18 protein-coding genes are annotated in these 22806 nt (G+C 44.4%); 10 read left to right on the plus strand and 8 right to left on the minus strand.

Going from position 1 to position 22806, the window contains the following annotated elements; all coding sequences use genetic code 11:
- The first annotated feature begins 230 nt into the window (after positions 1–230).
- Complete coding sequence (locus tag R7Q11_RS01660) at positions 231–1094, plus strand: DUF6279 family lipoprotein (protein WP_222716409.1); 864 nt, start codon at positions 231–233, stop codon at positions 1092–1094.
- Positions 1095–1264: 170 nt separating this feature from the next.
- Positions 1265–2494, plus strand: coding sequence for a peptidase T (pepT, locus tag R7Q11_RS01665; protein ID WP_017819893.1), 1230 nt, complete (start codon positions 1265–1267; stop codon positions 2492–2494).
- A gap of 82 nt (positions 2495–2576) precedes the next feature.
- On the opposite strand, the gene R7Q11_RS01670 is transcribed toward pepT, so the two are convergent.
- A complete protein-coding gene (locus R7Q11_RS01670; RefSeq protein WP_005373515.1) occupies positions 2577–3041 on the minus strand; it encodes a dCMP deaminase family protein in 465 nt (154 codons plus the stop codon).
- 419 nt (positions 3042–3460) lie between these two features.
- On the opposite strand from R7Q11_RS01670, the gene vmeY reads away from it, so the two are divergent.
- On the plus strand, positions 3461–4588 hold the full coding sequence (gene vmeY / locus R7Q11_RS01675) for a multidrug efflux RND transporter periplasmic adaptor subunit VmeY (protein ID WP_017635193.1): 1128 nt from the start codon (positions 3461–3463) through the stop codon (positions 4586–4588).
- Between the two features lie 8 nt (positions 4589–4596).
- A complete protein-coding gene (gene vmeZ, locus R7Q11_RS01680) occupies positions 4597–7749 on the plus strand; it encodes a multidrug efflux RND transporter permease subunit VmeZ (protein ID WP_225466129.1) in 3153 nt (1050 codons plus the stop codon).
- 89 nt (positions 7750–7838) lie between these two features.
- Here the strand turns inward: vmeZ and R7Q11_RS01685 are convergent, their stop codons facing one another.
- Entirely contained in the window at positions 7839–9608 is a 1770-nt protein-coding gene (locus R7Q11_RS01685; RefSeq protein ID WP_025767924.1) for a methyl-accepting chemotaxis protein, read from the minus strand.
- Positions 9609–9708: 100 nt separating this feature from the next.
- Entirely contained in the window at positions 9709–10122 is a 414-nt protein-coding gene (arfB, locus tag R7Q11_RS01690; RefSeq protein ID WP_017635196.1) for an alternative ribosome rescue aminoacyl-tRNA hydrolase ArfB, read from the minus strand.
- A gap of 76 nt (positions 10123–10198) precedes the next feature.
- On the opposite strand from arfB, the gene R7Q11_RS01695 reads away from it, so the two are divergent.
- Positions 10199–10801 carry a beta-phosphoglucomutase family hydrolase gene (locus R7Q11_RS01695; protein WP_031778829.1) on the plus strand — a complete coding sequence of 201 codons (603 nt, stop codon included), beginning with the start codon at positions 10199–10201 and terminating at the stop codon, positions 10799–10801.
- 88 nt (positions 10802–10889) lie between these two features.
- Here R7Q11_RS01695 and R7Q11_RS01700 read toward each other — a convergent pair whose 3' ends face one another.
- A complete protein-coding gene (locus R7Q11_RS01700; protein ID WP_017635198.1) occupies positions 10890–11882 on the minus strand; it encodes an OmpA family protein in 993 nt (330 codons plus the stop codon).
- Positions 11883–12084: 202 nt separating this feature from the next.
- Here R7Q11_RS01700 and R7Q11_RS01705 point away from each other — a divergent pair, with 202 nt between their 5' ends.
- The 4 genes from R7Q11_RS01705 to R7Q11_RS01720 all read left to right on the plus strand — a co-directional run bounded on the left by R7Q11_RS01705 (position 12085) and on the right by R7Q11_RS01720 (position 16498).
- The gene (locus tag R7Q11_RS01705) at positions 12085–12336 is read left to right on the plus strand and encodes a hypothetical protein (RefSeq protein WP_017819898.1); all 252 of its coding nucleotides are present in this window, start codon (positions 12085–12087) and stop codon (positions 12334–12336) included.
- 5 nt (positions 12337–12341) lie between these two features.
- Entirely contained in the window at positions 12342–13394 is a 1053-nt protein-coding gene (aroG, locus tag R7Q11_RS01710; RefSeq protein WP_017635200.1) for a 3-deoxy-7-phosphoheptulonate synthase AroG, read from the plus strand.
- A 159-nt stretch (positions 13395–13553) separates the two neighbouring features.
- Positions 13554–14726, plus strand: a complete 1173-nt coding sequence (locus R7Q11_RS01715; RefSeq protein ID WP_171342610.1) for an MFS transporter — start codon at positions 13554–13556, stop codon at positions 14724–14726.
- A 209-nt stretch (positions 14727–14935) separates the two neighbouring features.
- Positions 14936–16498, plus strand: a complete 1563-nt coding sequence (locus R7Q11_RS01720) for a methyl-accepting chemotaxis protein (protein WP_171342609.1) — start codon at positions 14936–14938, stop codon at positions 16496–16498.
- A gap of 141 nt (positions 16499–16639) precedes the next feature.
- Here R7Q11_RS01720 and tkt read toward each other — a convergent pair whose 3' ends face one another.
- Complete coding sequence (gene tkt, locus R7Q11_RS01725; RefSeq protein WP_053304521.1) at positions 16640–18631, minus strand: transketolase; 1992 nt, start codon at positions 18629–18631, stop codon at positions 16640–16642.
- A 125-nt stretch (positions 18632–18756) separates the two neighbouring features.
- Positions 18757–19707 (minus strand): transaldolase, encoded by a 951-nt coding sequence (gene tal, locus R7Q11_RS01730; protein WP_005373488.1) that lies wholly within the window; start codon positions 19705–19707, stop codon positions 18757–18759.
- Positions 19708–20173: 466 nt separating this feature from the next.
- Here tal and R7Q11_RS01735 point away from each other — a divergent pair, with 466 nt between their 5' ends.
- Positions 20174–21175 (plus strand): sugar-binding transcriptional regulator, encoded by a 1002-nt coding sequence (locus tag R7Q11_RS01735; RefSeq protein ID WP_005387670.1) that lies wholly within the window; start codon positions 20174–20176, stop codon positions 21173–21175.
- A 165-nt stretch (positions 21176–21340) separates the two neighbouring features.
- On the opposite strand, the gene R7Q11_RS01740 is transcribed toward R7Q11_RS01735, so the two are convergent.
- Both R7Q11_RS01740 and R7Q11_RS01745 read right to left on the minus strand, forming a co-directional pair.
- Positions 21341–22171 carry a sulfurtransferase gene (locus R7Q11_RS01740; RefSeq protein WP_225466130.1) on the minus strand — a complete coding sequence of 277 codons (831 nt, stop codon included), beginning with the start codon at positions 22169–22171 and terminating at the stop codon, positions 21341–21343.
- A gap of 129 nt (positions 22172–22300) precedes the next feature.
- Complete coding sequence (locus R7Q11_RS01745) at positions 22301–22801, minus strand: hypothetical protein (RefSeq protein WP_137282758.1); 501 nt, start codon at positions 22799–22801, stop codon at positions 22301–22303.
- Positions 22802–22806: the final 5 nt, after the last annotated feature.

Here is a 22806-nt window from a genome sequence, read left to right on the forward strand (position 1 = left end):
CCATGCAAATTATATGCCGTTATAGGGAGCGTCGTTCGGTACGTTTTTTAGCCGATAATTGCGCTCTAACTCACTTTTTTGCGGATAGCTGTGATCAAAAAGTTAATTTCAAACTCTATATATTATTAAGGTGGCAATCAATATTTGTCACACTGGTGTAAGTTTGCCGCAATACTAAGTGATACAGGTTGAGTATAGAACTTAATCAACAGAAAAGGGAATACGAATAAGTGACTAAATTAAAGGATGTATCTAATAAGGCGCTTCGTTATGGCCTTCTATTTTGTTTCGTATTTCTGCTTGCCGGTTGTGCGAAAAAGTTTTTATACAGCAATATCGATTGGTTCGTGCTCGATTACTTAGAGGACTATGTCTCGTTGCAAGGGGAACAAGAAGTCCTGGTGGAAGAGCGTTTATTATTGTTGGCAGACTGGCACAAGAAAGAGGAGTTACCATTATATATCGAACATTTAAAAGACCTTGAGAGATTAAAAGCGAGCGATATCACCTTAAATTACTTGCAACAAAATCGAGATAGAATGCGAGCGCATTACGATAGAGTGGTAAGCAAAGCAGCACCAGATCTTTTTGCGTTAAGTTTGCAATTAACGAAAGAGCAAGAACGCGAGTTTTTGAGTAATGTACAAGAACATTATCAAGAGCGAAACGCAAAATATGCCGATAAGACAGAAGACGAAGTGCGTGAAATTATTCTGGATAACACTGAAGAGTGGATGGAAGAATGGCTAGGGAATCTATCAGGAAATCAGCGTCAATTAGCTCAAACATTTTCTCAGCAAGTTATTTTAAACAGCCCTTTATGGAGAGATTATCGAGCCACGGTATATCAAGAGCTCGAATACTTGTTCGACAACAAATCTAATGTTGTGACTTATCAAGATATATTTACGCGACTCTTGTTCGAGCCAGAGAGTTATTATAGTGAGCAGCTTTCTCTGAATATTGACTCTAACTTTGCATTGGTTGATCAACTGACATTAGATGTTTCTCGTTCGATGACCGATAAGCAATGGCGTCATTTTCGTGAAAAGGTTAAAGAGTGGCGAGTACTGGCTGAGGAACTTTTAGATTAAATTCATGCTTCAATGAGCGAAAGCAAAGCGCAAAAGCCTTTCTTATCAAAAAATGATTCAAAGCAAATTCTTATTGAGCTAAGAGCGTAACATAGCGTGAGGTTTGATGAGGCAACGTCAGCTTATCAATGCGTGATAAGGCCTCATCGTACAAAACAATGAGAATAAATATGAAACATTTAGTTGAAAGATTTCTTCGATACGTCACGTTTGATACCCAATCCAATCCACATGTGACGCTTTGCCCAAGTTCACCTGGCCAGCTTGTGTTTGCTGAGTTACTTAAAAAAGAGATGCTCGAACTTGGCTTAAGTGACGTGACTTTGGATAAAAATGGCTACTTGATGGCTAAACTGCCAGCCAATGTTGATTATGCGGTTCCTCCTATCGGCTTCATTGCCCATATGGATACCGCGCCGGATGCATCTGGCAAAAACGTAAAGCCGCAATTCATCGAAGATTACCAGGGTGGCGATATTGCATTAGGGTTGGGGGATGAAGTGTTATCTCCCGTGCAATACCCAGATTTACATCACCTACATGGCCACAATCTTATTACTACCGATGGCACTACATTACTTGGCGCGGATAACAAAGCCGGTATCGCAGAGATTCTTTCCGCGGTAGCTCTGCTACTGGAAAACCCAGACATTCCACACGGCGACATTTGTATCGGCTTTACTCCGGATGAAGAAATCGGTCGTGGTGCAGATTTGTTTGATGTTAAAAAATTTGGCGCGAAATGGGCATACACTATAGATGGTGGCCCGCAAGGTGAATTGGAATACGAAAACTTTAATGCAGCAAACGCTGATGTAATTTTTCATGGTGTTAGCGTTCATCCAGGTACTGCAAAAGGCAAAATGGTCAATGCGATGAACTTGGCTGCGAAATTTCAAGTTCAAATGCCCCAAGATCAAACTCCGGAAACAACCGAAGGTTACGAAGGGTTCTTCCATCTAAAATCGGCAGAAATGGGCGTTGCACGAAGCGAGCTAGGTTACATTATTAGAGACTTTGACCGTCAAAGACTTGAGGATCGAAAAGCCTTTATGCAGAAACTCGTCGATGAAATGAACACGGGTTTACGCCATGGTTCTGTAGAGCTAAAAATAAAAGACAGCTATTACAATATGAGAGAAATGGTTGAGCCTTACCCTCATATCATTGAGCTGGCAAAGCAAGCGATGGAAGCGTGTGATGTGGAACCGATTATAAAACCTATTCGTGGTGGTACAGATGGTGCTCGTTTATCTTTTATGGGTTTGCCGTGCCCGAATATCTTCACCGGTGGTTTTAACTTCCACGGAATTCATGAGTTTATTTCTGTTGAAATGATGGAAAAATCAGTACTCGTTATTGTCAAAATTGCTGAGCTCACAGCGAAAAAACACAGTTAAAAGACTACGTCGAGACCTCTTGCAGATTTAATAACAAAATAGCCCAGATCTCTCTGGGCTATTTAACTATTAAGATGGGATACTAGCGCACGTCTTTGTCTTCAATTTCAATGTCTTCTAGCGGTAACCAGTCGACTTTCACACCCGCTTGATCGAACATATCTTGACTGACTTGGATTTTATCTCCCCAGCGAGATAAAAAGTCTTCAGACTGCTCAGGGCAGTGTACGTGTGAGATCCCTGTTTGAATGATCTTTGCCGCGCAGTTAGGGCAAGGAAAATGCGTTACCCAAATATCACATCCGTCTAAGTCACGTTTTGAGAACAAAATTGCGTTCTCTTCCGCGTGCAGTGTTTTAAGGTATTTCAACTCGCGCTCATCGGTGTCGACACTGTCAGAAACACCATGCGGATAGCCATTAAATCCAACAGATACAATGCGATTCTGTTTAGTAATAACGGCACCGACTTGTGTTGATGGGTCCTTACTCCAAGACGCCACTAGTTCTGCCATCTGGTAAAAGCGTTTCGCCCATTTAGAAATCATAGTCATCCTCTCTGTCGAAGGCGTTGAATTAATTGAATGATAACCCATTTATATTAAAAAAATAGTCAAAATCGGGGTCTTGAGTATGAAGGCGTCACTTTTTACCTTTTTAGCCACAAAACGTTCTTATCTTGAGCACTGAATCTCACTTTACGCCCGAATACAATACTCCCGTTAGTGTTTCCAAGCACACGCTAAAATTCGCGATCTCCTAAGGCGTATATTAAATAGTTATGATTGAGTTGTATGTATATTGCTCATTGAATACCACTGTTAACTAAATTACTTTATTTTCCTTTTGTTTCTCATGTTTACATTTAGAAACACCTTGGGCGCTTTTCAGTGAAGTTTTCAGTGGCAGCAAGGAGTAAGGTTGATAGGAATTCAACAATATCCTGTTCTATAAAGACGGTAAATACATGCAAAAGAAACCACTTGTCGCACTAATGGCGGCTACAGCAATCCTCGCTGGATGCGGGGAAGCTAATAATGCCCAAACGAAAGGTCAAGCGCCTCTCGTAGTGACTCAGGATGTCACGGTTATCGACTACCAACCGAGCAAGTCTTATATCGGTCGCATTGAAGCAGTAGAAGATACCAATATTACCGCGCAGATTTCTGGCTACTTAAAAGCTCGTCACTTTGAAGAGGGGCAAATGGTAGAAAAAGGGCAGCTCCTTTACTCTATCGAGCCATCTTCTTTTGAAGCCCAAGTCGCGAGTGCTAAAGCCGCACTTGCACAAGCTAAAGCGGCGCTAAAAAAAGCCGAATTAGATCATACTCGAGGTAAAAACTTGTTGCCTCGCGGTAGTATCTCTCAATCTGAGTTTGATGCTTTAACTGCGGCACTTCTTGGTGCGAGAGCAGAGCTAGAAGCGGCAAATGCTCAACTTAAACTTGCTGAAGTTAACCTTTCCTATACTCAAATCCGAGCACCTTTTAGCGGACGTATTAGTGATACCAAAGTGAGTACGGGTGATCTGGTTTCTCCATCATCTGGCGTGCTGACAACTCTGGTGAGTTTAGATCCAGTTCATACCTCATTTAGTGTGAGTGAGCGTGAGCGTTTAGCTATGGGTATGGATCAAGTAAAAGGTGATGGCTCGGCTGAATCAAACCGCGTTGAAGTTCAGCTTGAACTGGAAAATGGACAGTTTTTTGAGCATCTTGGTAAGCTTGATTTCTTAGGTAATCGTATTGACACCAAAACGGGTACGATTGCTATGCGCGCGCTAGTGCCAAACCCAGAGCAGAAGTTACTTCCGGGTCAACACATCAAAGTGAACTTGAGAGATAAGAACACGAAAGACGTTATTGTTATCCCACGACGTGCCGTACAGACTGACTTAGAAGGTGACTTTGTGATGGTGATGGCTGAGGGAAGTGTGGCAGAGCGTCGTAACGTCGAGCTTGGCCCTCAGGTTGAACAAGGCATTATCATTCGAGAAGGGCTCGATCAGGAAGATACGGTTATTACACAAGGCCTACAACGTGTGCGTAATGGTGTAGAAGTGCGCCTTCAAGCACCTGCTGAAGATAAGCAGTAGGGGGCACTATGTTAAGTCGTTTCTTTATTCAGAGACCTAAATTCGCGCTGGTTATTTCGATCATATTAACGCTAGCCGGCGCGATCTCACTGGCGATTTTGCCAGTGGCTGAGTACCCACAGATAAGCCCACCATCAGTAAGCGTTTCGGCTTACTACACTGGCGCGAGTGCGGAAGTTGTCGAGCAGGCCATTGCGGACCCCATAGAGACCTCAGTCAACGGCGTTGAGGATATGATATACATGTCTTCAAAGAGCGCGAACGATGGCTCTTACAGCCTAAACGTCACGTTCGATGTTGGCACCGATCCAGATATGGCGCAAGTTAACGTGCAAAACCGCGTGTCACAGATTGAGTCAAAACTGCCTCAAGAAGTTCGCATGGTTGGTGTGACGGTGAAAAAGCGTTCACCTGACTTGCTGATGGTGCTTAACTTCTATTCACCTGATGGCAAATACGATGATCAGTTCTTGATTAACTACATTAACTTGAATGTAAAAGATCAGTTGGCTCGTGCGAAAGGTATCAGTGAAGTTAACGTGATTGGTGGTGGCGAATACGCAATGCGTGTTTGGTTAGATCCTGAAAAAATGGCCAACCTTAAGCTAACCACGTCAGACGTATACGCCGCTTTGGCTGAACAGAACGTTCAAGTTGCGGCAGGGCGTGTAGGTGCAGCACCATACAACAATCCGCAAGAAGTTCAGTTTAACCTTGTGACCAAAGGTCGCTTGGAAAGCGTGAGTGAGTTTGAGAACGTAGTCCTTCGAGCTAATCCCAATGGCTCTACGGTTTATCTGAAAGATGTTGCTCGCGTTGAACTAGGCAAAAAGTTCTACGATGGTAACGGTAAGTTCCGTGGCCAGGACGCGTCAATCGTTGCGTTGTCTCTTCAATCGGATGCGAATGCGTTAGAAAGTGGTCAGGCCGTCATGGAGCTCCTTGAAGGCTTGAGCAAAAACTTCCCAGAGGGAATGGAGTACGAGACCAGCTACGATACAACCGTGTTCGTATCTGAATCGATCAAAGGGGTAGTAAAAACACTGATTGAAGCGATTCTATTGGTGATTGCTGTAACTTACTTGTTCTTGGGTAGTGCGCGTGCAACGTTGATTCCTGTTGTCGCGATCCCCGTTTCTCTGATTGGTACGTTTGCCATCATGCAGGCAACGGGCTTCACCATTAATACGGTTACTTTGTTTGGCTTGATCCTTGCGATTGGTATCGTGGTGGACGATGCGATTCTGGTTATCGAAAACGTCGATACTACCATGGCGAAAGACCCAACCATTTCACCGCGTAAAGCGACGTTGCTAGCGATGAAAGAAGTAACGGGACCAATCATCACGTCGACCTTGGTTCTACTTGCGGTATTCATACCCGTCGCCATGCTGCCAGGTATCACCGGTATCATGTATCGCCAGTTCGCTTTGACCATCTGTATTTCGGTTGTTATTTCATCCATCAATGCATTGACGCTGTCTCCAGCACTTTGTTCTCTGGTATTGAAGCAGGGTGGGGGCAATACCGCTAACTGGTTCCAGGCTTTCAACCGAGGCTTAGAGCGCATCACTACGCGTTATGGCCAGATCGCTGGTTTCTTGGTGAAGAAGTCTTTACTGCTCGTGACGTTCTTTATAGTTGCTATCGCAGCGGTCACTTTCTTTGCGAAAACCACCTCTACAGCGTTTGTTCCTCAAGAAGATAAAGGCATTTTGCTGGTTAACGTACAGCTACCAGATTCAGCCTCTTTATCACGTACTGAAGAAGTCACCAATGATTTAATGAAAATGATCGGTGAAGAACCTGGTGTGGATGGTGTGACGGTTGCGAACGGTTACTCGTTTATGACAGGCGCAGCAGCATCAAACGGTGCTTCTGTATTTATCAAATTGCATGACTGGGATACTCGTAACTCGCTGCAAGGAGAGCACGCTGCTAATGCTATCGCGGCACGTATTAACGGGCGAGCGGCGACAGAGTTACCTCAAGCGGTTGTTTTTGCGATGGGACCACCGGCGGTTCCAGGTATGGGCGCTGCGTCTGGTTTTGAGTTTGTGCTTGAAGACACGCTAGGGCGAAGTCGTACCGACTTGTCGATGGTCATGGGAGAAATGATCCAAGCGGCTAACCAAGCGCCTGAAATTGCCTACACGTTTAGCACGTTCCGCGCGAATGTTCCGCACTACTACGTTGATATCGATCGTGAGAAAGCGCAGCAATTAGGTATTTCGCTGTCGTCTATTTTCCAAACCTTGCAAGGCAACTTAGGTTCGCTTTATGTGAATGACTTCACCATGTTTGGTAAGAACTTCCGCGTAACCATGCAAGCTGATAGCCAGCACCGTAGCAGCATGGAAGATCTAGAGCGTTTCCATGTTCGTTCTTCGAACGGTGATATGGTTCCGTTAAGTACGCTAGTGAGCTACGAGCAAGTGTTTGAGCCTGATGTGGCATGGCGTTACAACATGTACCGCAGTGCTATCATTCAAGGCCAACCAGCTCCGGGTTACTCTAGTGGTGATGCGATTGCCGCAATGGAACGCGTTGCTGCTGAAGTTCTTCCGCAAGGGTACACGTATGAATGGACAGGTATGGCTTATCAGGAAGTGCTTGCGGGCAACCAAGCCATTTATGCGTTTGCGCTGGCTTTGATATTCATTTACTTGTTTATGGTGGCTCAGTATGAGAGTTGGAGTATTCCACTGGCTATTATTTTGGTGGTCCCAGTAGCAACGTTAGGTTCCTTCCTTGCGTTGAATCTAACTGGCACGCCGCTTAACTTGTATGCCCAAATTGGTCTTGTCTTGCTCATAGCCTTGGCGGCGAAAAACGCAATTTTGATTGTGGAGTTCGCCAAGCAAGAGCGTGAAGAAAAAGATGCTGATATCGATAGTGCAGCGGTTAAAGGAGGCACGTTACGTTTCCGCGCTGTGAATATGACATCTTGGTCATTTATCCTGGGTATCTTCCCGCTTATCTTTGCCGCTGGTGCGGGGCACGTGAGTCAAAACTCACTCGGCGTGTCGCTGATTGGTGGTCTATTGTGTGTGCTTCTAGCAGGTACATTCTTGATCCCAGGCTTCTACGCCCTGGTGCAAAGGCAGCGTGAGAAAGTTCATGGCGGCAACACCAAGCTGGTTCCTCTTGATGATGAATAATCACATCCGAAGTGCGCAGTAAGCACGAAGTGACAATTGAAAAAAAGCCCGAAGCGATGATTGCCTCGGGCTTTCTATTTTGAAAAGGGTTATTTTAGCGCAGTTTTGAATTGTGCAACGGCTTCATCCATATCATGAGCTTGAGCAGAGACAGAGTTCACTTCGTGCAAGCATTCCTGAGCGGATTGCATGTTATTCTCAGATATTGCGTTTAGCTCGGTGATTGAACCGCTAACTTGGTTCATAACGATACCTTGTTCTTCAATTGCTGAAGCTATGCGCTCCGAATTACCTTGAATTGAATGCATGTCAGTGATGATCTGCTGTAGGCTAGAATCCAGTTTTTCAGAAGCATTAAGTGTTTGTTGCCCTTGATCGTTACATTGATCAATATCAGCAACAACTGTAGACATTTGAGTTTGAATGTCTGCAACGACCCGCGTGATTTCCTCTGTGGATTGATGAGTTCGGCTAGCTAGGGCGCGTACTTCATCGGCGACAACTGCAAACCCGCGGCCTTGTTCGCCTGCTCGCGCGGCTTCAATTGCTGCGTTGAGAGCTAGTAGGTTGGTTTGCTCTGCTATTTCTTGGATGATGTTCACGGCACCACCAATTTTATCTACATGCTGATTCAGCGAGCCAATCGACTGCTGGCTGTTTGATAAAATCGTGGTTAGTTGACCGATGTTGGTTACCGTCGCCTCAACAACTCCTCGACCTTGTTCGGCATTATTCGCTGCCTGATGTACGCCTTCTACCGCAACTGATGTGCTTTCAGAGATTTCACCTATTGTGGCAACCATTTGCTGAACTGCCGTCGCCATTGATGCAGTGTGGTCAGTTTGAGTGTGGAATTGCTCCATAACGCCTTCTAACTCACGATGCATATTATCGGTACTTGCAGTGAGTTGCGCCGATTTTTCTTGGGTACTACTAATTAGATGCTCAAGCTTATCCAATAGGTCATTGAGGTGATGACTGATATCAAATAGCTCGTCTTGACCTTTCAAATCAGATCGAAGTCCCATGTTGTTCGTTTCGCTGATACTTCGAATGGTGCCAAGTAAGCTATTCACTCGCGTATTGATTGAACGTGAAATTTGCCAAATCAATGCGAAAATAACGACTAAGATCAGAGCTGTAATGACCTGCTTTATGGTCGACATTTGTTCATCACGTTGTGCGGCAGCAGAGCTAAGGGCTGTGGAAAAGGTTTCAAATTGCTCTTCTACGGCATGAGATAATGCGCGAGTTTCACCGAGTAGGCCTTTGTCATAAGCAACCCCAACAACTTGCTTTTGGGCCGCCAATTGCTTACCTGTTTTGATAAGCTCAGGAGCATATTGCCCCTCAAGCAAGTCACTATTGAATAGTCCTGCTTTTACCGCAGAGTCAAAACGGACTAATGCCAATAACTGCTGGTGGTCTGAACGTTGTTTTGCTTCTAATAGTGCTTGTTCGTAACCAGCGAGAAGCCCACTCTTTGAATCAAGCCCGTATCGTTGGTAAGCGCTGACCAGATTCTGAAAGCCCCTTTGGTATGCGAGCAAGTCTTGCTTAAATTGTTGACTGGAAGGTAATTCATTACTCTTGAGTATATTCGCAAGCTCTTTTTCTGTGTCTATAAACTTGTCAACATTGGCGTCAAACTTATTTAGATATTTGTCATTACTACGTAGTAGGAAATCTTTTTCATTTCTGCGTAAGTTGAGTAAGCGTATTTCTAGATCACCAACGAGTTTGATGGCGTGATTAAGGTCATTGCTCTTATTTTCAAAATGGGATGACGTACCCAAAAGGGCCACGATGCCTAAAATGGCGATAACTCCGAGGAAGTAGAGTTTTTGCCTAATAGTCATATTGTTGTTTCCTGAATAAGTAACTAAAAAGAGAAATCCAATGAGATTTCCAAGGGCTAGCAAACGTTGTTCAACTAACATGTCGAGAAAACGACATGCACTAATACAGCACTTTTTTACGTTGCTGTTTTTTCGCTCCGTGCTTGTTTTTTGTATCAAGTCGTCGGCGTTGAGAAGCGCGGGTTGGTTTCGTTTTAATACGCTTCTTCTCCTGTAAAGCGGCAGCTTTTATTAATGCTTGAAGCCGATTTAGGGCGTCTTCCTTATTTTGTTCTTGTGTCCGAAATTGTTGCGCTTTGATGATGATCACGCCATCTTTACTTATACGACTATCAGAAAGTGCAAGTAATCGCTCTTTGTAAAAGTCAGGTAAGCTGGAATGCCGGATATCAAAGCGCAGGTGTATAGCGGACGCTACCTTGTTAACGTTCTGGCCACCATTTCCTTGAGCTCTAATTGGGGATAATTGAATTTCCCACTCTTGAATTGTGACGGAGTTCGAAATTTTGAGCATGATAAGTAAATGCCGGTAAGGACGATTGAAAGAGCTGATAAATTAACATTACAGATGCACAAATAGAAGAAAAGACATGAGCACGATTGATTTTAGACCCTATGAGGGATTCATATTTGATATGGATGGTACTCTAATCGATACCATGCCAGCCCACTTGGCTGCTTGGCAAGCAACTGCTGAGCGTTTTGATTTTCCGTTTTGCCAGGAATGGTTTCACAGTTTGGGAGGGATGCCGAGCTTTAAAATTGTTGAGGAACTAAATCGTGTGCATGAGCTTTTATTAGATCCTAAAACTGTCGCGACATTTAAAATGGAAACATTCGCTGCTATGGAGCTTCATGGTGACGTTATTCCTTGCACGAACATCGTGTTAGAGGAATATTTAGGCCATAAGAAAATTGCAGTCGGTACTGGCAGCCAACGAGAAAGTGCCATGCGCTTATTAAGTCATGCAGGTTTATTAGACAAGTTGGATGTTGTAGTAACCGCAAGTGATGTAGAGAACCATAAACCCTTTCCAGATACCTTTTTGATGGCCGCGGAACAACTCGACTTGGAGGCGTCACAGTGTCTTGTGTTCGAGGATACTGAGTTGGGGAAGCGAGCGGCGCATGCAGCTGGTATGGATTGCGTTATGGTGCAAGATAATGAGTTGATCTTTTTCCCAAAACCATAGTGGCAATATCCCTTAATATGAGATCAAAATGGGGTGCAAATGCACCCCATTAATTTTTACCACATCATCGATCATGAATCATAGATGCTTATTCTGGTTGAACTAGCTCTTGGTATTCAAATGAAGGTACCACAACTTCTACGCGACGGTTTTTCTCACGACCTTCGCGAGTGCTGTTGTCAGCAACTGGGTTTTCTTCACCCATACCTTTAACTGTCAAACGATCTGAACCAATGCCAGCTGCGGTTAGGTAATCAGCAACAGATTGAGCACGACGCTCAGACAGTTTTTGGTTGTATGCCGCAGGGCCTGAGCTATCCGTGTAACCAGTAATCTCTACTTGAGCTTGAGGATATTCGTTCAAGAATGAAACAAAGTTGTCCAGACGTTCAGAAACGGAATCTGTTAACTTAGCACTATCGAATTCAAACGTACCTGTACCGTACTCTTCTTTGTGCACCTTGCTCATCATCACTGGTTCTGGATCTGGCTCGATCACTTCTTCCGTTACAACTGCTGCAACAACTGGAGCTGCTGCAAATTTGTAGTTAACACCGATACCAAAGAAGTTAGCATCCATGTCGTCCCACACGTCGTCAGACATGTCTTGGTAGCGTTGGTATTCAGCGCGAACACTCCAGTTTCTATCGATCGAGTATTCAGCCCCCAAAGAACCTGTTGGGACAAAGTCTGTTTCGTCATCAGACATCATGTAAGCACCACCGATCTTAGCAAACAGATTCCAAGAGTCGTTTAAGTGCCAGTTGAATTTAGGTGCAAGTGTTAAAGCCGTTAGATTGCCGTCAATCGTATTAACCGTGTTAGCCCCTGACATCGAGTTAGCTTTGTAGTCGCCTAAGAAGTCTACGCCGTACTCTAGCCCAATGATATCGGTAAAGTCATAACCGATATGTAGTCCTGCACCGAACGCTTCATCATCACAAGGGCTATTTAGATAGCAAGCGTCGTCAAGTGTAGTCATGCCCACTTTGCCCCCGATGTACATTTCAGCTTGAGCAGAGTTTAAAAGCGCGCTACTACCAGCTACCACTGCTGCTACTGCAATTGCTACTTTGTTCATAATGTTTCCTTGTATTGATTGCATATTAACTTCTACTTCGTTTTATCAAAAAATTAGAAAAAACCAGCGTTTATAAGAAATTAGTTTAATATTCTAATCATTTCATATCAAGCAACAATATATTTGAACTTGATCAACATTTACTACCCAAAAATACCTCACAAACTTCTGATATTTCTTACATTGTAGTAAAGATTTTTTGGTGCATAAGAAAATTGATGATTATTTTGAACTTTTTTTCGTAAACTTTACTTTACATTGTGCGTGGTGGTTAACAGGTGGTTTTTATTTGCATTTATTTGCAAAAACTGATTGCAAGTCTACGCCTAAGCCGATAAGTTACTTAAACGCTAGACAGAAAATGACCACAGCCCTTGATGCTGCTCGCTTTGTGAACAATGTTGCAATGAGTTCAGTTGGTAAAAATGGGGTCGGAAATAAAACCAGGAAGTAGAAGTAATGTTTCAAACTGATGATGTAAGAATAAATAGAGTAAAAGAGTTATTGCCACCTGTTGCAGTATTAGAGAAGTTCCCAGCGACTGAAACCGCTTCTTCGACCACTTTTGATTGCCGTAACGCCATTCACAATATTCTTGAAGGAAAAGACGATCGATTACTCGTGATCGTTGGCCCGTGTTCTATTCACGATCCGGCTGCCGCGGTTGAGTACGGTAAAAAGCTAAAAGTACTACGTGATGAACTGGGCGAGCAGCTTGAGGTTGTTATGCGAGTTTATTTTGAAAAGCCGCGTACAACCGTTGGTTGGAAAGGCCTTATCAATGACCCTTACTTAAATGACACCTATAAGCTAAATGATGGTCTACGTATCGGACGTAAACTTCTTCTTGATCTAACCGATATGGGCTTGCCAACGGCAAGTGAATTCTTAGATATGATCACACCTCAGTACGTGGCGGATTTGATCAGTTGGGGCGCTATCGGTGCTCGTACGACAGAATCTCAGGTTCACCGCGAGCTAGCTTCTGGTCTTTCTTGTCCTGTAGGTTTCAAAAACGGTACAGACGGGAATATTAAAATAGCGAGCGACGCGATTCGTTCTGCAAGCGCTTCCCATCACTTCCTTTCAGTAACAAAATACGGTCATTCCGCGATCGTAGAAACCGCTGGTAATCCAGACTGCCATATTATTCTACGTGGCGGTAAAGAACCAAACTACAGTGCAGCACATGTAGCTCAAATTAAAGATGAGCTGGACACTGCAGGTCTGCCGAAAAAAGTGATGATTGATTTTAGCCATGCTAACAGCTCGAAGCAGTTCAAGCGTCAAATGCTGGTGTCTGATGATGTATCCGAGCAAATCTCTGCTGGCGAAGAAGCCATTTTTGGTGTGATGATCGAGTCTCATTTAGTTGAAGGTCGCCAAGACTTAGTGGATGGCAAAGCAGCCACTTATGGTCAGTCGATTACTGATGCATGTATTGGTTGGGAAGATACGGAAACGGTACTTCGTCAGCTTTCTGATGCAGTAAAAGCGCGCCGCAACAAGTAAGCTCAACAGAAAAACTTTTTAAAAGCGAAAAGTGAATAGTGAAGAGCCAGAGGTACTATGCCTCTGGCTCTTTTTGTTGAGAATTACTCTCATATCTTTCTATTGTTTCTGCTTTCCTATATGTTATCTGTATACGTTGTAACCAAAAGGAATTTGGAATTGAATCGTAATGTATGGCTTCTATCTCTCTGCCAAGCCTTATTAATGACAGGGAATATTTTACTCATATCTGTTATTGCCCTTATTGGCAAAACACTTGCGCCGTCATCAAGTTTTATCACATTACCAGTTGCACTGCAGTTTTTGGGACTGATGGCCGCGACAATTCCCGCGTCGCTAATTATGGGCAAGTTAGGGCGTCGCCTTGGTTTTAGCCTTGGTAATGTCATTGGCATTTTGGGTGCTAGTCTAGCGACGTATGCATTAAGTCAACAAAACTTCTATCTGTTCTGCATGTCTACGTTTTTGCTTGGTGTTGGTATAGGTTTCGGTACTCTATACAGGTTTGCTGCCATTGAAGTGTGTGAAGAGTCGGCAAGGCATAGGGCGATTTCGATATCTATGGCGGGTGGGGTGTTAGCGGCGATCCTTGGACCTAATTTGGCGGTGTACTCACAGCAGTGGTCAGGTGATGGCTTATACATTAGTGCATTTGCTGTGCTTGTCGTGCTTTATATAACCGCGTTGGTTGTGCTACAAACCATTCGTTTTCCACCTGCACACACGCAGGCGCTACACGCTAAGGCGGATAAGCTGAGACTGATTATTCGTCGACCTAATTTCATGCTGGCAGTTATCGCGGCAATGGTTGCGTACGCGGTGATGAACATTTTAATGACAGCAACTCCTTTAGCGATGATTGGTTGTGGCTTTGATTTTGATAAAGCGGCGGGAGTGATCGAATGGCACGTGTTGGGTATGTTTGCACCTGCGTTTGTCACGGGCCGTCTGATAGAGCGGTTTGGCGCTAAGAATATGATTTTAGGGGGTGGATTGCTATTTGTTGCTTGTATTGGAATTAACATACATGGAGTGTCTATCTGGCATTTTAGCCTTGCTTTAATCTTGTTAGGAATAGGGTGGAACTTTATGTTTATCGCAGCCACCGGGCTGTTTAGTCAAAGTTATGAAGCGAAAAACAGAAGTAAGGCTCAAGCGTTTAATGAATTCTTCGTGTTCAGTTGTGTCACCATTACCGCATTACTATCTGGTTGGCTTGAGTCTACCGTAGGTTGGCAGAATCTTAATTTGTATGTTCTTCCATTTGTGTTACTCGTTATCGCGATGTTTGCGTTAAAAACGAATAAAAAGCCAGAATCACAAACCGCTTAATTAAGTCTTAATATATAACCCGGCCGATCGTGTCGGGTTTGTTTATTAGCTCAAATCAACAATCTCTTCTTTATGTTTTTATCGATAATGTGAATTCCCACAATAAAAATGTCGGTTTGATAAGACTTTTTATCTAACTTTTTGTAATAAAAATAAAAATCCTGTATATATCTTGCCGAAAATCAATAAAAACTAAAGAAGTTTCGTCTATGTCAGCCAATATTTCTCATAAAGCTCAAGAAACTCTCGTGAGGGAGTCTGAGGAACTCGTCTCAACAACGAACTTACAAGGTGTTATTACATATTGTAATGAAGCCTTTTGCCGCGTTGCTGAATACACTCACGAAGAACTTGTCGGTCAGAACCACAATATAGTTCGTCATAATGATATGCCTAAAGCCGCTTTCGGTGATATGTGGGCACGCCTTAAACAAGGTAAAGCCTGGCGTGGAATGGTTAAGAATTCCACTAAGTCTGGCGGTTACTATTGGGTTGATGCTTATGTCACCCCTATCTACGAAGACAACCATGTTGTTGGGTATCAATCAGTGCGCGTGAAGCCAAAGCGAGAGTGGGTTGATATTGCGACAAAAGCCTACAAAAGCATGCGTGCTGCAGAGAAGTCTGGCCGAACTTGGTCGTTGAAAATCAATGAAACCATTCGCTATGCGATTCTACTTGGTGCACTAACCGCACCTGCAACCGCATATGCGTTGTCTGTTGAAGGGCCGTTGGCTTGGCTTGCAAGTGCGTTACCTGCAAGTGTTCTGGCTCTGTTATTCCGCCAAGAGTTAATTGATACACCTCAGCAACTTAAAAAGTTACAAAAGCAATATGACAGCGTAAGTCGCTTGATCTATTCCGGTAACACGGCATTTTCGATTGCCGATTTCCATATCAAAATGCTATCCGCAAGAATTCGAACCGTGTTAGGAAGAATGACTGACTCCGCATTGCCTTTGCAGCATTGCGCCGAAGAGCTTAGTCAAACAACGGCAGAAGTCTCGGCTGCATTAAATCAGCAAAATACCGATATTCATCGTGTGCGAGATGCTACCCAAGAGGTGGAGTCGTCGGCAAATTCGGTTTCTTCGAGTACCAATGATGCCCATATGTTGATTGATGATACATTGAAGTCATGCTTGATGGCGAAGGAGACCATCGATCAAACGCACACCAATCTAGCGAAGTTAAGCCTTCAAGCTGAAAAAGCGACGGAAACGACGTATCAACTGAGTGATCAGGCACAGAAGGTGAACCATTTGATGGAAGAGATTGGTGGGATCGCAGAGCAAACCAATTTACTGGCACTCAACGCGGCGATTGAAGCGGCAAGAGCAGGGGAGCAAGGTCGTGGTTTTGCTGTTGTAGCTGATGAGGTCCGCGCGCTTTCTGGGCGTACATCCAATGCAACTGAACAAATCCAAGCTTCTATCTCCACTATGTTGGCAACGATTCAAAGTTGGCAGAAAGATATTCTGGCAAACAAAGAGCAAACCGATGCCTGTTCTCAAGTAGCAGAACAAAGCGCGTTGCGTTTGTCTGAAGTTGAACAGATGATGCAAACCATGAGTGGGCTGATGGTTGATGTAGCAGAAGCGGCGAATAACCAGTTAAAGCTATCTAGTGATGTAAACCAGCACATTCATTCTATTGCTTCGACCGCAGAACAAAACTTGGCAGCAACACATTCAGTTGAGCAAAATAGCCGACAGTTGAAAGACCAAGTACAAGATTTCTATCAGCTCGCACTTCGATTTGAAGACAAATAGTCGTAACGAAAGTTGTGATGTTTATGTCCTGGCTGCGTTTATGCGAATAGGAGCCAGATAAAAGAAAGCCCCGCCATTGCTGGTGGGGCTTTTCAGTTTTCACATTCGCAATAGAGAAAACTGACTATCTTTTTACTGCAATTACGCGAGTAGCTCTTTTGCTGTGTTCACTACGTTTTCAGTCGTGAAACCAAACATTTTGAATAGTTCGCCAGCTGGTGCAGATTCACCGAATGAAGTCATACCGATGATGCGACCGTCGAAGCCTACGTACTTGTACCAGAAGTCAGCAATACCTGCTTCAATTGCGATACGTGCTGTTACGTCTGATGGCAGTACAGCTTCACGGTAAGCGGCGTCTTGTTTGTCGAATGCGTCTGTTGATGGCATTGAAACAACGCGTACTTTCTTACCTTCAGCAGTTAGCTGTGCTGCTGCTTCTACTGCTAGTTCAACTTCAGAACCTGTTGCGATAAGGATTAGCTCTGGCTTGCCTTCGCAATCTTTCAGAATGTAAGCACCTTTCGCGATGTCTGCTACTTGTTCTGCTGTGCGCTCTTGTTGCGCAAGGTTTTGACGAGAGAAGATAAGTGCTGTCGGTGCATCTTTACGTTCAATCGCTAGTTTCCAAGCTACAGCGGACTCAACTTGGTCACATGGACGCCATGTGCTCATGTTTGGTGTTAGGCGTAGCGATGCCATTTGCTCAACTGGTTGGTGAGTTGGACCATCTTCGCCAAGACCGATAGAGTCGTGAGTGTACACTTGGATGTTCTGAATTTTCATTAGAGCAGCCATACGCATTGCGTTACGAGCGTATTCCATGAACATTAGGAATGTTGCGCCGTAAGGAACGAAACCGCCGTGTAGTGCGATACCGTTCATAATAGCAGTCATACCAAATTCACGTACACCATAGTGGATGTAGTTACCAGAGAAGTCGTTCGCTTCTAGAGACTTAGAACCAGACCACATTGTTAGGTTAGAAGGTGCTAGGTCAGCAGAGCCACCCATGAACTCTGGTAGTAGAGCACCAAATGCTTCTAGAGCATTTTGAGACGCTTTACGTGATGCAATGTTTGCTGGGTTAGCTTGAAGATCAGCAATGATTTGGCTTGCTTTTTCTTCCCACTGTGCAGGAAGCTCACCGTTTACGCGGCGTTTAAATTCAGCTGCCAGCTCAGGGTACGCTGCTTCATAAGCTGCAAATTTCTCGTTCCACGCTGCTTCCTTAGCTGCGCCTGTTTCTTTCGCTGACCATTCTGCGTAGACTTCTTGCGGAATTTCAAAAGGACCGTGCTCCCAACCTAGTTCTTTGCGTGTTGCTGCGATTTCTTCTGCACCTAGTGGCGCACCGTGACAATCGTGTGAACCAGATTTGTTTGGTGAACCAAAACCGATGATAGTCTTAGTACAGATAAGTGTAGGACGTGGATCCGCTTTCGCTGCTTCAATTGCTGCGTTGATTGCGTCAGCATCGTGACCATCGACTGCAGGGATTACGTGCCAACCGTAAGCTTCGAAACGCTTAGGTGTGTCGTCAGAGAACCAACCTTCAACGTGACCGTCGATAGAGATGCCGTTGTCATCCCAGAACGCGATCAGCTTGCCTAGACCTAGAGTACCTGCAAGAGAGCATGCCTCGTGCGAAATACCTTCCATCAGACAGCCGTCGCCCATGAACACGTAAGTGAAGTGGTCAACGATGTCGTGGCCTTCTTTGTTGAATTGCGCTGCTAGCGCTTTTTCAGCTAGAGCCATACCAACCGCGTTAGTGATGCCTTGACCTAGCGGACCCGTTGTGGTCTCGATACCTGGCGCGTAACCATACTCTGGGTGACCAGGAGTTTTAGAGTGAAGCTGACGGAAGTTTTTCAGATCGTCGATAGACAACTCGTAACCTGCAAGGTGCAGTAGAGAGTAAATCAGCATTGAGCCGTGGCCGTTAGACAGTACGAAACGGTCGCGGTCTGCCCACTCAGGGTTTGATGGGTTGTGGTTTAGATGAGAGCGCCAAAGAACTTCAGCGATGTCAGCCATACCCATAGGTGCACCTGGGTGACCAGAGTTAGCTTGTTGAACACCATCCATGCTTAGCGCACGGATTGCATTTGCTAGATGTTTACGATCCATAGTGATTACTTCTCGATATTTGATTTAAATAGAGGGAACTCGCCGAAACAAGTTCAAATAGAATTTTTTGAAAATAGTGCTGATGGTAAAAGCGAGTAGACGGGCTACTCGCTTTTGGTAAGCAATTAAAGCTTAGCTTCGATCATCGCTTCTAGTTTGCCTTGGTCAACGGCGAAGTTGCGGATACCTTCAGCCAGCTTCTCAACAGCCATTGGGTCTTGGTTATGTTCCCATAGGAATTCAGCGTGAGTCATTGGTGCTGGACGCTCAGCTGCGCCTTTAGAATCAACTAGTTTCTCAACTACTTCACCTTCAGCTGCTTCTAGTTCTGCAAGTAGAGCAGGAGCGATAGTTAGACGGTCACAACCAGCTAGTTCTAAGATCTCACCGATATTACGGAAGCTTGCGCCCATAACTACAGTTTTGTAGCCGTATTCTTTGTAGTAGTTGTAGATCTTAGTTACAGATAGTACGCCTGGATCTTCTTGAGCTTCGAAGTCACGGCCTTCTTTCGCTTTGTACCAGTCCATGATACGACCAACGAATGGCGAGATTAGGAATACACCCGCTTCTGCACAAGCACGTGCTTGAGCGAACGAGAATAGAAGCGTTAGGTTACAGTTGATGCCTTCTTTTTCTAGGATCTCAGCTGCGCGAATGCCTTCCCAAGTTGAAGCCAGTTTGATAAGGATACGGTCGTTAGTGATGCCAGCATCGTTGTACATTTTCACTAGTTGACGAGCTTTCGCTACGCTGCCTTCCATATCGTAAGATAGACGAGCGTCTACTTCTGTAGAGATACGACCTGGGATAGTTTTTAGGATTTCTTTACCGATGTTTACTGCAAGCATGTCACAAGTGTCTTGAACTTGTTGAGCTTTGTCATTGCTCTGTGCTTTAGCGTATTCGATTGAAGCATCGATTAGAGGTGCGTACTCTGCGATTTGAGCGGCTTTAAGGATAAGAGAAGGGTTAGTTGTTGCGTCTTCTGGCTGATACTTTTTAATTGCATCAATCTCGCCAGTGTCTGCTACTACAGTCGTTAGTTTACGAAGTTGCTCTAACTTGTTGCTCATAATCGATCATCCTATTTAAATGGGCTTAAGCGTGATTTTTGTTATCACAGCTTGTGCATTTGCAAGCGAGTTAGCTAACCGTCTCATCGCATTTAATGAGACATCTGCTCAGCCAACTACGGAAAATTTCGTTACCGAACAAATGCTATGAACATTTGATCGATAGCTGAGTAAATGATGTGTCCATATTTATCCTATCTATGCTGAAAGTCAATCGCTGAAATGGACTTATAGTGAGCTTCATCAACGTTTTTTTACTGTGTGTTTAGTGGTTAACCCAAATAAACGTTTGCCCTTATTGTTCAAAGCTTGAGCGTTGTCCAAGAGGGTAAAAAATTGTAGTGAGAAAATGTTATTGCGATGAGCAAATGTAGCGTTTAAATTGATAAAGAACATATGCTAAGTCAATGAGCATATGTTCACTTATTGCATACAATATCGATCCTCTTAAAGGGCGAGAGAAACCATGAGCAGTTCTAATCAAGATATTTCCATTGAAAACACGGATTTGTTGACAGAGATTTCCGTCGCGTATTATCAAGACGGTGCGACTCAGGAAGAGATATCGAGAAAATTTGCCATATCACGCGCAAAGGTTGGGCGAATGCTCAAGCAGGCGCGTGATGAAGGCATTGTTGAAATTACCGTTAAATATCATCCGGTGTTCAGCGCCAAGATCGAACAACGTTTGATCGAGCGATTCGGCGTTAAGCGCGCGCTTGTTGCTCTTGATCAACCGAATGAAGAAGCGCAACGACTACAGGTATCGGGATTGGTGTCCAATTATCTCACTAGCACGCTCAAAAACGGCATGGTGGTGACGGTCGGACAAGGGCGCAACGTGTCGTCTGTCGCTCACCATATTGGTGTTATTACGCCGCGTGATTGTAAATTTGTGTGTGGCATTGGTGGTATTCATCCGCGTGGCGGTATGTATAACGCCGACCATATTTGTCGTCAGTTGGCGAAGAAATATGGGGGAACCTCTGAAACACTTTATGCGCCGGCTTACGCAGAAAACAGAGAACAGAAGTTGGCCTTTATGCAAAATGCAACCGTGAAACAAACGCTCGACCTAGCACGTAAAGCCGATGTCGCTTTGGTTGGTATTGGTGACATGAGCGAAAACAGTTACATGGTCGACTTAGGTTGGTTTACGCCTGATGAAGTGGTTCAGTCGAGACTTCAACAAGGTGTGGTAGGGGATTTTGCAGGTTATGACTTCTTTGATATTCACGGTAATGTAGCGAACACGGTAATGAGTGACCGAGTAATTGGACTTGGTATTGAAGAGTTTCGGCCGATCTCGGAAGTCATTGCGATCGCAGCTGAGAACAGCAAGCCACTCGCTCTACTCGGAGCATTAAGAACTGGAGCGATAGACGTGATCGCCACGAGCGTTAGCAACGCATTAACCGTGCTCAACTTAGATGAGCAAATGCACGGCAACGCGACATCTGAACGCTAACGGAAATAGTCGGCTTTTGATGTAGTCAGGCTATGAGGGGTGACAAATCACTCATAGCCAGTTTCTATTTCGAAATGACAAGTTTGGTTTAGAAGCTGCGTTTAGTATATTGGAACACATCATCTTTAGATAAACGTAAGATACTTTGTTAAACAGACACTTGTCTTAACGCTCGATAGGTAGAGAGTGGTCTGCACCCCATTCGGTCCAAGAACCGTCGTACACCGACAGATTGCCTAGACCAATTTGATACGCCGCGAGTAATAAAATGCATGCGGTTACACCGGAACCGCAACTAAAAATAATCGAATTGTCACTATCTATCGTTAGTGCGCTAAATATCTGTTGCAACTCTGAATTTGGTTTAATGTGACCGTTGGCCAAGAGTTCTTGAAACGGTAAGCAAACCGAATTTGGAATGTGCCCACTACGTAGACCTTCTCGTGGCTCAGGCACTTCACCAAGGAAGCGAGCTTTGGCTCTAGCATCGATGATATTGGCACTTTTATTGGTTGAATGAGCAAGAACATCTTGTGCACTCAAAAAGGCATTTTGGTTGAGCTTGCCCGCAAAGTTGCCTTCTTCGCTTGGTTGCGATAGGGCACTTTCGGCAGGGAGTCCTGCTTCAATCCAAGCTGGAAGACCGCCATTTAAGACTCGGACATTGTCATGCCCCATGGCTTTGAACATCCACCAAGCTCTTGGTGCCGCTAAAGTGCCTGAGTTGTCATAAACCACAATCAAGTCTTCGTTGTTCAAACCGAGTTGTTGCGCACTTTGGTTGAAGCCTTCTTCTGTTGGCATCATATGCGGTAGGGAGGAGCCGGGTAAGCAAAAGTCATTGTCGTAATCAAAGCGTAAAGTATTTGGAATCCACTTATCTTGAATCTTTTTACCTTCAGAAGGGATTTGAAACGCAATACTAGCGTCGAGGAGCTTGACGTTAGGTTGGCCGAGAAGGCTATTGAGTTCATCAGTACTAATCAGTGCTTGCATTGTCTTTAGTTTGCTAGGTGGATAATCTTACTGTTTTACAACAAAAAAATCGCATGTTCAAAAGAACGATGCGATTTTTAAGTTAAAGATTGAAGATTTGTTCTGAAAGACAGCTTTCGATTTACCCAGTTACATGGTCCAAGTGTTGTCTCCAGAAGTAATCACTTTCTGAATTGGGTCACTACCGTCATAGAACCAAATTTCAACAAGTAGGCTACCTTGGCTATCAGAAACATTAAAGTCGACATTTGCTGTACCATTGTTGAGTGGAACCGATGCGACTTTGCTTGGGTATTTTGCATCGTAGTTACCTGAACTGTTCTCGACAAACTCTTTGTACACGCTTAGGTGTGCTCGTTGTGAAGAGAAACCACTGATGTCTACATTGAGCGTACCTTCCGTCACTGGGTTGTAGCTAAAGCCATCTGGTACTACTAGATCCTGCATGGTTGCATCTTCCACTGTTACCGTTGTCTCTTCTTCAGTAGTTTCTTCCTGCTGGGTAGTATCTTCCTCTGGCACGGTGGTTTGGGTTGGTGGAGGTGGTGTACTGTTACCACCTCCGCCGCCACCGCCTCCGCCACAAGCTGTTAGTGCTAATCCCATGATGATTGTGATAAGTGCTTTCATAATGT

The sequence above is a fragment of the Vibrio sp. 970 genome (genome assembly GCF_033339075.1).